Here is a 12958-nt window from a genome sequence, read left to right as displayed (position 1 = left end):
TCCTCTGCCTGCCAGTCCTGCCCGCTAGAACAGGTGCTGCTCATCAGGCCCGACGATCAGACGTTCCCCCGGGAACACGTCCCACACCGCCTCATGCATCGTGGCGATGACGACCTGAAGGCCCTCGTCCTCCCCGAGTGACCGGAGCTGTTCCAAGAGGATCTTCATATCTCCCTCGACGATCTCGACGTCCGCCGGGGAGTCGATAACCAACAAACCGGGATGTGAGTGGATGCCGTGCTTGCGGCCAACCCGGATCAGACTGACGATCACAGCGATACGCAGGCGCAACCGCTCTCCGGGGCTGAGTTTGGAGAACGAGGTCGGCCTAGCGTTGTCGGATTTCATCGCGTTGACCTTGCCCGCGAGGTCGAGCTTCACCGACCGCAGGTTCGTGACCCCCAGCTCACGAGCGAGCGTGACAATCTGCTGGTTCAGTTCGGCGAACAATTCCCGCGTGGTGGACGACGCGAGGTCCTTCAGGATCGCCGCAGCCGCGGCAAGGACCCGTTCGGCAGCATCGTCGACCGTCGGCGTCTGCCCGAGCTGCGACACGACATCGAGCGCGCCGGTCAGTCGCGCGACATGCGCCTCTGCGTCTCGCAGCTCCGCAAGGTAGGCAGCCTGGCCCTGTTCTTGCTCGGCGGCTGCGACCGCGCTCCCGGCTGCTGCCTGTGCCTCAGCGAGCTGGCGTTCGAGGGCCGTGACCACCCTCTTCGCTGCCCGCTCCGCGTCTTGTGACGCAGCCAACCGCTTTCGTAGCCCGCTCTGCACCGCCTCGCGTTCGTCCTCGTCGACGCTCTCGACCTGCAACGGATTCGCACAGACCGCGCACCGGTGGTGACTGTCTTCCCGACTTCGCCGTTCGTCGCTGATGCTGGCCTCGCAGCGCGGGCAAGCGTGGGGATCCAGTGCGGCGAACAAGCTACGGGCAGCGGCCGACTCCGACGCTCGGCGCATGGAGCGCTCATCTTGAATGCGCGCTTGCCTGGCTTCTTCGGCGGTGGCCCTGGCGCGACCCAGTCGTGTCTTGAGGACCAGCAACGCCCGCGACGTGTCCTCAACGGCGGCGATCCGGGCCGGCAGGTCCGGCCGGGCCGCCCGTACCTGTTCCAAATGTGTCCGGGCCCTTGCCAGTTCCTCTTGCAAGGGCTGCCACCGCTGCTCGCGGGCCGCAGCGTCAGCCTTGGACCGCCGGATCACATGTCGAGTGGTCTGTCGGGAGTCCTTCGCGGAAATGTCCGCTGCCATCCAGTCGGTCGTGAACGGGACATCGAGGAATACCTGCATAAACCGGGTCGGGAGCTGACCGATCGCGGTTCGGCCGAACAGGATTGAGTCGCTGGCGGACGCGAGCGCGATAACCGAGAAGTAGGCTGGCCAGCCATGCACCTGGACCGAGCCATCCCGCTCACCGGCTTCATCCAGCCCACCAGCGTCGCTGCTGAACAGTTGCAACGGACGTAGCCCCAGCCTCTGCATCATGAACCGACCCACCATCGCCGTGTAGGCGTCCGGGCTCTCGACCGTCTCGACCACGCGCACGCCCGGACCACTCTGCGACTCGCCGTCAAGACCGGTGAGCTGGCCGATGACGTCGGCGGTCAGCAGGACCCCCTCGCACAGTCCATGCTCGTCCTGCCGGATCCGGAAGGATACCGGCACGCCCGACACCTCCACGTCCACCCGGATGTAACGGAACCACCGTCGAGTATCCGTGCGCAGATAGAGATCGTCCTGATCACCCCGCAGCGCCCAGGTCAACGCCCACATCAGGCTGGACTTGCCGGCGGAGTTGTTGCGACTGGCCACCGCCCAGGCACCCGGCCCTAGAGGGATGTCCCGCTCGAATGGCCCGTCGGTGCCGTTCTCGGTGCCGGACTTCACGCCGGACACGTAGAGCCGGTGCGCCACCAGACTCCGGTGCGCCGGTAGAGGCCGTGTCAGGCTGACGTCGGCCTCGGCGAGCACCTCGCTCGCGACATCCTCGGAGACCTCCGCCTCGGTGGCGATCGAGGTCAAGAGGTCGCTTTCGCTGGGTAGGCCGTCCACCATCTCGCTCACACCTCCGCTGCTGCCTTTAGCGCGTCGAGTCGCTGCCGCGCCCGGTCGGCGATCGAGGCGAACTCGTCGCCGATGCCGGTGCCCGCGTAGTCATGCTGCAGGTACTGCCGGCGGCGTAGCGCCGTCCCGCTCATCCCAGTGCCCTGCGCCAGCGCGACCACCAGCCTTGTACGCTGCCCATACCAGCCCAGCTGCGGAAAATCGGTCACCGCCGACCGGGCCGTCTCCCGCCCCCGCTGGGTCAGGTAGTAGTGATGCTGACGTACACGTGTCTCGGTTCGCGTCGAGCGGACAACCACCAAGCCACTGGTGGCCAAGATGCTCATCGCCATGTCCAACGGCTCGTAAGCGCCGAACTTGTACCGCAGCATGGGGATCGCCCGCAGCTCTGGCTCCTCCGAGTCCAGAATCCGGCCCGCGAACTCCAACAGCACCGGCTCTCGACTGCGCTCGAACTCATTGAGCAACTCGTCCGCCAGGTAGTCGGGATACCGAAGCCAGAAGTCGAGCTTCTGCAGCAGTGTCTGAGTGTTGAGCACCCCTACCGCAGTCTCCGGCGCGAACTGGGCACGATCCCGGGGGATCGGCTGGACAGCGGCATCGAGGAGCAGCAAGATTCGGACAGCATCGAAGAACGGGTCCCCATCACCCCCCGTAGCTGCCATGGATCGAAACGTAGCCGATCGATTGGTCGGTGCCTAGACCGCGCTTGGCGGTGTTCGTGGTCCGTGCGTACGGCGCCCCTGGTCGACTGGGGGAGGTCAGCGAGGGCTGGATGGGCAGGCGCCGTGTCGCTCCGCCGGACGGGCACGGCGCAAGGCGCTGGCGGGGCGCCGCGCCGTCCGTGACCGCTACCCTGCCGTCAGGCAGTTGCCGGGTACGCGCGCTTCGGCAATGTTGTCGAACCGTTTGAACAGGCTAGAGGATGTCTCGTGACCCCGGTGCTTGTCCGATAAGGACAATCATCGAGGATGCCTGGGTGCAGGTGATCACCGCAGCCCGCCCGGAGCTGATCTTCCCGGTCACCGGTCTGCAGCCGGCCCAGTTCCGGCTGCTGGTCCGCCTGGTCGCCGAACGAGGCGGTGACGCCATCGCTGACGGCCGGCCGGGCCGGCAGTTGGCCCTGGACCTGCCGGATCGGGTGCTGCTGGTGGCCACGTACTGGCGTACCAACCTGACCATGCGCCAGATCGGCCCGCTGTTCGGCGTCTCGCACTCCGCCGCCCACCGGGTCATCGACACCCTCGCACCGCTGCTGGCCCTCGCCCCGTGCGTCGGCGGGCGGTCGACCAGATCGCCATCGTCGACGGCACCCTGATCCCGACCCGGGACCACCGCCTGGCCGCCCCGAGCAAGAACTACCGCTACTCCACCAACCTGCAGGTCGCCATCGACGCCAGCACCCGCCTGGTCATCGCCGTCGGCGACCCGCAGCCGGGCAACCGCAACGACACCATCGTCTACCGCAGCAGCGGCATCGACCAGAAACTGAACGGGCGGCCGGTCATGGCCGACGGCGGCTACCGCGGCAACCCCGAAGTGATCATCCCGTACCGCAAGCCCGCCGACGGCAGCGAGCTACCCAACTGGAAAGCCGACCTGAACAAGCAGCACCACCGTCCGGGCTCAGGTCGAACACGCCCTGGCCAGGATGAAGTGCTGGAAGATCTTGCGCGACTACCGGCGCGCCGCCCGCACATTGACCGACGCCGCTTCGGGCATCGCCCACCTCCACAACATCGCCCTCGCCGGCTGACCGTCAGTCCGGCGCCGGGCAACGCCTTCACCGAGTTACGAGACGACCCTTAGTGAGATCCTTAGCGGTGAGCTTGCCGCGGTGGGCCATCAGTCCGGCGTAGTCGTCGTCCGGGAAGAGGTTCTCCAGGGTGTCATTCCCAGCCGTAGTCGGCGCTCGACTCGGGCAGTATCGGCGTACGAGATCCAATGCAGAGCCGCGTACGCCAGCAAGTACACAGCAACCATCGACAACAGCGGGCGCACGCGGGCAGCCCGCAGACAAGACGGTAGACACGCTTAGAGTTGATTGACTACGGAGCGTGATGTTGGACGGCGCCCGCAGCCTCCGAAGTGGATTTCGCGCAGCGACATCGTGCCGCAGCGCAACCAGGTCTGGGTACAGTTCGTCCAGCGAACACCTGATCCAGGGAAGGACGCGTGAGCGGGCGGACATGGCTGACTTTAGGAGCTGGTGCACCCTCGGGACGCCCGTACGCATTGCTGGCCACAGCGCCAGAGTTCTCGAGTCGTACGACGACACTACGGGAGTTTCCACCCTCGCCGCCGGTCTGCCGAACGCATACGCTGAGTCCGTGTCGCTCGTGCGGATCGCGGAGCGGCTGGGAAAGGATGCCGTGGCGAGGTTTCTCAGCACCAAGCTGCCCGCCACTGCAATCGCTCGTTCGGGGGACATGGGCGAGATCCTTGCGACGGCCTACCTCCACGAAGAGGGCGGGTATGTGGTCGGTCCGAGCCGGCTCATCCAGCGCGATCATCAAGAGTGGGCGATGCGCGGGGACGATGTGCTCGGGGCGAAGCTCGACCCCGACGGGAAGCCCTACATCGCCAAGGCGGAGGCCAAGAGCCGCGTCAAACTAGACAAGCGCACCGTCACGGAGGCTCGCGAGGGACTGGCGCGCAACAATGAGTTGCCGTCGCCGCACTCGCTTGCCCAGTTCGCCGAACGGCTCCTGTCCACGGCTGACAGCGATGTTGGCGACGCCGTGTACGACATGCAGCTCTTGGACGGTGTTCGTCCTGACCGCGTTGGTCACCTGATGTTCCTCTTCACGAGCAGCGACCCAAGTAAGTGCGTGACGGCGGATCTGCAGGGGTATTCGGGCCGCGTGCCGCAACTGACGATCACGCTTCGAGTTCAAGGCCACCAGGCGTTCATCAAGGAGGCCTACGAGAAGGTGACCGCGGGTGGCCCGTGAGGCGCCAGAACTGGCGGAAAACCTGAGGGCGGCCACGGATGCCGGCTTCCGCGGGCGTCTACTGGCCCAAGGGCAAGCCCAATCGATGATTCGCCGCGCTGGCGTCTTGCCGCCGGACGCGCCCCAGTTCAGTCCCTTCCTGGACGCCGACTTGCTCCACTACGGGTATGCCATGCTGTCCACCAGCCTCGACTTGTTAGAAGCCTCGGCCGATGACGTGACCGGGCAGATCACCCTCGCGAGCCGTGGGTTCATTCAGAGTTCCTACGCCATTGAGGCCGCCATCCGGAATGCGGCGCCAGGAGCGGATCTCGTCTTTCACGGGCTGGTCGCCGGCGCGGCCAGCCATCTCGGTGGCTATGCTGCACGGGCGTTTTCGCTGATCCAGGCGAGCCAGGGATCGGGCTGGCTGACTCCGATGGAGCTGACGCTGGCGGACCTTCTGACGCGCGACTTGAGCTCCATCGAGCAGCGGACTCAGTCGCTGCGGTCCTCGCCTCAGGTCTCGGATGAAGCTCTGCTCGCGGCCTTCACCGCGGCAAACGGCGAGGCGGACGACGAGACTGCTTCGGACCAGGTCGGCCCCGTTGTCTTACTCCTGAGTGAAAGCTACCTTTCGGCGGTCTCGGCCGCCTTGTTCTCGATCGAGATCGGCCGTCGAGATCTGCTCGATGTTGCTCTTGAAGAGCTTCGGCTCGGTGAGCAGGCGTCCTCGGACGTGAGTGCCCCCGGACCGTGGTGGGTCTACCGCCTTACCCGGCTTCTCCTGGGGGACCTGTTCGACACCAGCCTCGAGACCAACATCCCGGACGAACCACCGCCCGGGGCTGCTGAGCGCGTCGAACGGTGGCGTTTTCTCCGGCGCACCTTTGTCGCGTCGCTGCTGGCGCGTGAACGCTCCGAGATCGACCTGTGGCCCTCGCAGTTGCACGTCGTCGACCGGATCTTCCAGGACCAGCGGGATCTCGTCGTCGCGCTGCCGACCAGCGCGGGGAAAACCCGAATCGCCGAGCTGTCGATCTTGGCGTGTCTCGCGCAACATCGACGGACGGTCTACGTCACCCCGCTGCGCGCCTTGTCCGCCCAGACCGAGCACATTCTCGCGAGGACCTTCTCGCCGCTGGGAATCCGCGTCTCCTCTCTCTACGGGAGCATGGGGACAAGCGACGTCGACGAGGACACCCTGCGATCCAGCGAGATCGTCGTGGCGACCCCGGAGAAGCTGGATTTCGCGCTTCGATCCGACCCGTCCGTGCTGGATGACGTCGGCCTCGTCGTCCTAGACGAGGGGCACATGATCGGAGCCTCTGAGCGTGAGGTCCGTTACGAAGCCCAGATCCAACGGCTGCTACGTCGTACAGACGCCGCGACCCGCCGCATCCTGTGCCTCTCGGCCGTATTTCCCTCCGGGAGCGAACTCGACGACTTCGTCGCATGGATCACCGACGACGAGCCGGACGGCCTGCACCGCGAGTCCTGGCGGCCAACGGAACAGCGCTTCGGTCTCGTCGAGTGGCGCAAAGATCACGCACGGCTGACTATCACTCTCGGACCTGATCAGCCTTTCATTCCCCGCTACTTCGAGACGAAGAAGCCGGGCGGCCGGCGCCGAAAGATGTTCCCGGCCAGCCAGCGCGAACACGTTATCGCCACAGTGTGGCGTCTGGTCGAGGAAGGCCAGACCGTCCTGGTCTTCTGCCCCCAGCGGAACTGGGTGGAGCCGTACGCCGGCGCCATCATCAAGCTCCACGAGCAAGGTCTCGTTTCCTCCGTGCTTCCGCCTGACGTGGACCTGAGTGACGCGCTTGCCGTGGGCGCCGAGTGGTTCGGCGCCGACCACCCCATCCTGGGGTGTCTTGAGCTGGGCGTGGCCATCCACCACGGAGCACTACCCGGGCCTTTCCGGCGCGAGGTCGAGCGACTCCTCCAGCGGGGCAGCCTGAAGGTCACCATTGCCTCACCGACCCTCGCCCAAGGATTGAACCTGTCCGCCTCGGCGGTCCTATTCCACGGGCTTCGGCGCGGCAGGGACCTACTCAAGGGGTCCGAGTTCGCGAACGTGATCGGGCGAGCAGGCCGCGCATTCGTCGATACCGAGGGGCTTGTTCTTTACCCCATCTTCGAGCCCACCCAGGCACGTCGGCGGGAATGGCTCGAACTTACGCAAGGCGACGGCGGCAAGGCATTGCGGTCCGGACTCATCGAAATCGGTGTCGCCCTGCTGCAAAGGATGTACGCCTCACAGGGGCTCACTTCGGTTGAGCCCCTACTCGCGTACGTCACCGGCGGGCCGGACTGGTCCCTGCCCGTCGTGTCTCACGAGACCGACGAGAGGCGCGCTGCCGCAGCTGAGAGTTGGCAGGAGAACCTCGCGCTGCTCGACATCGGGATCCTGAGCATCGTCGGGGACGGCGACCAGGACATTGTCGCTGACGCCGCGACACAGATCGTCGCCGATGCCCTGCGCGATTCGCTGTGGGAACGTCAACTCCGCCGCTTTGAGAACAGTCGGTCAGCGGCCGCCGTACGGGAACTCGTCTACAGCCGGACCAGGCACCTGTGGCGGACAGCCACGCCCTCCCAGCGTCGCGGCTGGTTCCTGGCTGGGCTAGGGGCAGACGCCGGGACCGAACTCTCCCAGATGTCCGGACACATCATCGCCTTGGCGGGCCAGGCCGAGACCGCCATCCTCGAAGGAGATTACGAGTCGGCCGCCGACCTGCTCCTGGCGATCGCCGAGACGGTGTTCGCGGTCGAAGTCTTCGAACCTGAGACGAAGCTCGGCAACTGGCAGAACGTCTTGCGGCACTGGGTCCGCGGGTCTGCCCTCAGCAACGTCGTCGGCGACCGCGTCGAGGTAGCGCAGTTCATCGAGTCCGACGTGATCTACCGGTTAGTCTGGGGAATGGAGGCCGCCAAGGTCTACGAGGCCGCCCAAAATAACGCCGACGCCGACGCCTTGTTGGGCACTGCGGTCACCGCCATCGAGACGGGAACGTTCAACCGGGCTGCCTCGATCCTCATCCGCTCCGGCTTCGACCACCGTCTTGCAGCAATATCGGCGGTCACGAACACCGGCGCCACATTCGACTCCACGGTTGGAATGCGGCAGTGGATCGACGACCTCGACCCCGCGTACGCGCTCAGCGAGGACTGGCCGACACCCGAGTCCCGGTCAGCCTGGGAAGCATTCGTGAATCCGTCGCGGACGCGACGCTCGCGTCGATGGAGCCGCCAAACCGAGGACTTGCAGAATGTCACCTGGTACGGGGAGGCGCCGGACCCGGACACGTGGCTGCGCGTGACTGACGCCGGCCCAGACAAGATCGAGATCTGGTCCACGGGCTTCGACCTGCTCGGCGAAGCAGCCATTCACCTTGATCGCGAGCGGCAAGGCGTCTTGCGTGCTCGGCGACACCGCACTGACACCGGGATCCGCCTGCGTTATCGCGGCCCAGGCGACCTACTCCCGGACGACAAGCGTTAACACAGAACCCGTACGCCGACAGGCATCTGCTCTAACCGCCGTCTGTCTTGAAGCAGTGAACCGCGCTGCCGCTCCGCCAACGACCAGCAGGTCTTACGTTCCACGCCCGACAGCAGCCCCTCCACGAACTGCCCGGCGCTCCGACGTGGCTCCGCCCGCACGAACCGGCCAGCGACATGCGTCACCGCCTCGTTCAGGATGACCCGCCACCGATCACTGTCTACGCTGTGGCCCGCGGCCACCGCACGATCTTCGGTTGTCCTCACAAACCATCGATGATCAACGCGGTGGCCGTCCTCATACCCACGCCACGCCCAACGCCGAAGCCAAGTGACGTTGGAGTATTAGGGCAGCTCTTGGTCGGGCCCTCCGACCTTACCCGAGTCATGCGGCGTATCGAACGATCGTTCCCCAATTAAGACGGTCGTGAGACTGCTATTCCCGCCAGGGGTAAGCGTTACATCCACAAACTCAGTAGGGTCGAAGTCCGCTGGCAGTTCTGGCCATGACTGAACTACGACGTTGGGCGTAGTCTGCCGTGTCAGTCCGAGCGGTATCTCTTGGCCCGCAATCCGGACTGTCAGCTCTGCCTCGGCGACAAGTGGACCAGGTCCACTTTCTATTGCCGCCCGGACAGAAGCCAGTTCCCCTGCCGGGACCTTGATGGTCATGCTTGACAACGTGCTCTGAACGCTTTCGCCTGCCAGTAGGCGGCGGGCGCTCGCGATGCTGCCCAGCTCTTCGTCAGTGAATGACTCGGGGATCGGAAAGTATATGCCTGTGGCGCGTTGGATATCGTCCAGTGCGCGGACCAGGGCGAGATGCTCATCAATCCCTGGCGCAATCGCTTTGTCAATTGGCGTAGGCGGGCTCGCTTCTTTTCCGTCAATTAGCAGTACGGCAGAGTGAGGAGGGCGAACCTGGGACATGAATTGCAAGACCGGCAACACCGTGCTCGGGAGCGCATTCACTGGACGGTTGTAGCTAAAGTGTGCCTTGATCTTCATATCCCCCGCGTCGAGACGTAGTGCAACCTCCACCGTTTGAGTGGCATCCGTTAGCCTCAAATCGGCACCCCTGGCACCGACGTTCCTGCTCTTCGGCACGAGGTGTAGCTGGCCGACCGCACGACCGCTCTCGTCGAGGATTCGCCACTGTGCGGTGAAGCCGGTGGCTTCTGTCGCTGCCGGGCCTAGGCGGATTTCGCCGCCGGAAAAGCTACCTCCCAGACCGGCCGGCATATCGACTTCTAACCGCTTCACGAACTCGCTGACGACAATGGAGGGAGTACCGTAGTCAAACGTCTTCCGCAACGCGGCCGCCGCCGCCCTACCCTCGTCTGAATCCGGAAAAGCAAAGGAGGCATTAACTTTGATAGGTCTTTCATGTTCTGCCCCGACGTACTTGGGCCACACCGATACGGAGGTCACTCCATCTTTGTCAACGGCTAGACCAAAGGAGTAGTGCGGATCGAGCTGATTGGCACGAGTGGAGAGTACCTTCATTCTATCTAGAGCATCGGGCACGCCTCTTGTCAGCGCAGCCTGCTCCTGTGCGAGCTCCCTTAGCACCTCGACGACTTCGTCGTTGGTGCCGTCTAGGTAGTGCCGGTAAATGTCAGGATGGGACGCCATGTGGTCGTTCAACCACGTGAGCCCTAGCCAGTGGCACTCAAAGGAATAGGCGGCCGCAAGCGTGTCGAACCACTCTATTTCGTTTGGGGTGGGGTCGATTGGCACAACCAGATTCCATACCGAAGGGCTATGGTTGGCTGCATTCCTCAGTGAATTCCTCACCTGTTGACGGCGAGCCGCGCCCAACCGGCCTGTGAAGCTCTTCATCTCGAAGATGATTGGACCGCTTTCGGCGGGCACTTGAACGTCTCTCCCGCCGTCGCCGCCGGCCCCATCAATACGCTGGACGTTGGGGTGGAGACGGCTCACCAGGACGGAGCAAATTTCTTCGAAAGTAGCTGGGTCCAGATTGTCCCAGTTGACCCTGTTCAATGGCATTGCTTCCCCCTCGACGCCGAGCCAGGAGCCAGTTAGAGCCAGTTAGGCCCAGTTAGAGCAGCTTGCCGAATTGACCTCTTAAGAATCAAGGCGGCCCCAAGCGGGCCGCGCCGGCCGCGCTCGGCCTGTTGGCGGCGCAAGCGCCGGCATCGGCCGGCGCACCGGCCAATAAAGGGCATGCCTCCGGCGGGGGCCAGACGACTCCGAGATGGAGTTGCCGAACGGTTCCGGTTCGTGGGTGGTGGAATGCCATTCCGCCAGCCACCGACCCAGGCAAGCCGAGCAGACCAGGGCCAGGGTGCCAAGGTCGTTCGTCCGTCAGGGCGCTCCACCTTGGCACCCTGGCCCTGGCCCACTCCACGGAGCGTGGGTCGGCGGGAGACAGTGAGGATGGTGGGGTGGGTCGCCGGGTTGGTCTGACTCACCGGCAGACCGACGGTTGCTGTCCTCATCCCGATTCGTCGGCCGGCTCGGTGGCCCCGGCAGCTGCATGTCACCGGTCAGGCGTCGTGACCTGATAGGAGCCTGTGCGAGAGGCGCCCACCACTGTGTTGTCCGTACGGCCTGACCGGTGACGTGTCCACGGATCTCGACGCAGACGAGAAGGGCGGACCTCACCAGCATGGCAGCCAAGAAGCGATCAGTTATCGGTGGCGTCGACACCCGCCGGGACACGCACCACGCCGCCGTGATCGACAGCACCGGCGGGCTCCTAGGCGGCGCCGAGTTCCCCTCGACCACCGCCGGCTACGCGGATCTGCTGGCCTGGATCCGCTCGATCGGGCGGGTATCGGCCGTGGGTGTGGAGGGCACCGGCAGCTACGGCGCCGGCCTGGCCCGCTACCTGACCAGCAAGAAGGTGACAGTCGTGGAGGTGGACCGGCCGGACCGCCGCGCCCGCCGCGCCAAGGGCAAGTCCGATCCGATCGATTGCCATCGCCGCCGCCCGCGCGACCCTCGCCGGCACCGCCATGGGCACCCCGAAAACCCGCACCGGACCGGTCGAGGCCATCCGCGCCCTTAGGGTCGCCCGTCGAGGAGCGGTCAAGGCCCGCACCGCCGCCTTGAATCAGATGCGCGGCCTGGTCGCCGCAGCCCCCGAGGCCCTGCGAGCCCACCTGACCAAGCTCAGCGCCGCCACGCTGGTCAACCGTTGCACCAGCCTGACCTACGACCCGGCCAAACTTCACGAGCCGGAGCACGCCACCGCCGCCGCCCTTGCCGGACTCGCCCGCCGGGTCACCGCCCTCACCGACGAGATCACCACCCTCGACCGACAGGTGGCACCCATCGTCACGCAGGCAGCGCCCCGCACCAGCGCCCTGTTCGGCGTCGGCCCCGACGTCGCTGCCCAGCTGCTCACCACCGCCGGCGACAACCCCGACCGACTCCACTCCGAAGCCGCCCTGGCCCACCTATGCGGCGCAGCACCCATCCCCGCCAGCTCCGGCCGGGTGCGCCGCCACCGCCTCCACCGAGGAGGCGACCGCGGCGCCAACCACGCCCAAAGCCCGCACCACACCGCCAACCCACGACAGCCCAGCAGCACTCACCGCCTGAACCGCAACGAAGAATCACGCCTCAACCGCGAAACACCACTCCCGGGGACTTGACCCGGTACGCCGGCCGTCGGCGGATCGCTGCCAAGTCCTCGTCACTGATGGTCACGGGTTGACGGTAGACGACTGCCACAATTGGCGACCGGACCGCTTGCGCAGGTCGGCGTGCCATCAGACGCAACGCTGGTTGCCTTCGGACGGTGCTCAGCGCGTACAGCCATCCGTAAAGCCAAGGACGGCGGCGGTGGCCGACGACGTCCGACAACCACGGACGGGCTGAACAGGGGCGCGACGGCCTGACCAGCCATCTGCGATCTTCTTCTAATCCGGAGGCCGGCATGGGCCATCCGTGGGCCAGCAAACCGTGGCTTGCAGCGGGCACGAGACGCAACGGGCCGGGCACCGTCCGCAGGCGTTTCTGGCATCACGACCGCTTGAGCACGCTCGTCCAAACTGCAGCAGTCCTCATCCAGTCCTCAAGTTGTGCGCGCCGGTGCATCATGAGGCGGTGGATGGAGGAGTGCGGCTGCGCCGGGACACGGCGAAAGTGCGCAGGAACTACCTGTTCGTGGCCTTCATCGGTGCCAGCGGCTGGGGCGCGGCCCGGTACTCCGACGCGGACCCGAACTCTGCCTTCACCAACACCGGACCCTTCAAGTACGTCGGCGCGGCTTTCTTCCTCGTCGCCGCCTGCGCCCTGGCCTCTCTCCTCTGGCCCTTCGCTATCAACGTCGACGACGACGGATGAGGGAGTGTCAAGTTAACGGCTGATCTTGGTTGTTGAGGTGGTCAGTGGTTGGCCGGGGTGAGCCGGCCCTCGAAGGCGATCTGGAACGCGTTCAGGGGTGCTTTCCAGCGCATGGTCCAGCGCCGGCGGCCGGC

At 65.5% G+C, this 12958-nt stretch carries 8 protein-coding genes and 1 pseudogene; 6 read left to right on the top strand and 3 right to left on the bottom strand.

Going from position 1 to position 12958, the window contains the following annotated elements:
• Nucleotides 1–24: 24 nt before the first annotated feature.
• Both KBX37_RS24700 and KBX37_RS24695 read right to left on the bottom strand, forming a co-directional pair.
• A complete protein-coding gene (locus KBX37_RS24700; protein ID WP_210778289.1) occupies nt 25–2064 on the bottom strand; it encodes an ATP-binding protein in 2040 nt (679 codons plus the stop codon).
• A complete protein-coding gene (locus KBX37_RS24695) occupies nt 2061–2678 on the bottom strand; it encodes a hypothetical protein (RefSeq protein ID WP_247658820.1) in 618 nt (205 codons plus the stop codon). Before KBX37_RS24695 ends, KBX37_RS24700 begins: the two co-directional genes overlap by 4 nt.
• 365 nt (nt 2679–3043) lie before the next feature.
• Here KBX37_RS24695 and KBX37_RS24690 point away from each other — a divergent pair.
• The 3 genes and pseudogenes from KBX37_RS24690 (at nt 3044) to KBX37_RS24680 (ending at nt 8505) form a co-directional block, all read left to right on the top strand.
• Nucleotides 3044–3820 (top strand): annotated as a pseudogene (locus tag KBX37_RS24690) (transposase family protein).
• A 574-nt stretch (nt 3821–4394) separates the two neighbouring features.
• On the top strand, nt 4395–5018 hold the full coding sequence (locus KBX37_RS24685) for a DUF1837 domain-containing protein (RefSeq protein WP_210778288.1): 624 nt from the start codon (nt 4395–4397) through the stop codon (nt 5016–5018).
• Nucleotides 5008–8505: a DEAD/DEAH box helicase gene (locus KBX37_RS24680; RefSeq protein ID WP_210778287.1), complete on the top strand. Its 3498-nt coding sequence runs from the start codon at nt 5008–5010 to the stop codon at nt 8503–8505. Before KBX37_RS24685 ends, KBX37_RS24680 begins: the two co-directional genes overlap by 11 nt.
• 344 nt (nt 8506–8849) lie before the next feature.
• Here KBX37_RS24680 and KBX37_RS24675 read toward each other — a convergent pair whose 3' ends face one another.
• Nucleotides 8850–10511 carry a hypothetical protein gene (locus tag KBX37_RS24675; RefSeq protein ID WP_210778286.1) on the bottom strand — a complete coding sequence of 554 codons (1662 nt, stop codon included), beginning with the start codon at nt 10509–10511 and terminating at the stop codon, nt 8850–8852.
• 694 nt (nt 10512–11205) lie between these two features.
• Here KBX37_RS24675 and KBX37_RS34785 point away from each other — a divergent pair.
• The 3 genes from KBX37_RS34785 (at nt 11206) to KBX37_RS24665 (ending at nt 12824) form a co-directional block, all read left to right on the top strand.
• Nucleotides 11206–11541 (top strand): transposase, encoded by a 336-nt coding sequence (locus tag KBX37_RS34785; RefSeq protein ID WP_307849186.1) that lies wholly within the window; start codon nt 11206–11208, stop codon nt 11539–11541.
• Nucleotides 11542–11590: 49 nt separating this feature from the next.
• Nucleotides 11591–12130, top strand: coding sequence for a transposase (locus tag KBX37_RS35470; protein ID WP_305798120.1), 540 nt, complete (start codon nt 11591–11593; stop codon nt 12128–12130).
• A 454-nt stretch (nt 12131–12584) separates the two neighbouring features.
• Complete coding sequence (locus KBX37_RS24665) at nt 12585–12824, top strand: hypothetical protein (protein ID WP_247658818.1); 240 nt, start codon at nt 12585–12587, stop codon at nt 12822–12824.
• Nucleotides 12825–12958: the final 134 nt, after the last annotated feature.

Origin of the sequence: Micromonospora sp. U56, from assembly GCF_018070095.1 — a bacterium.
Taxonomy (GTDB): Bacteria; Actinomycetota; Actinomycetes; order Mycobacteriales; family Micromonosporaceae; genus Micromonospora; species Micromonospora purpureochromogenes.
This window is presented reverse-complemented; position numbering and strand designations above follow the sequence as displayed.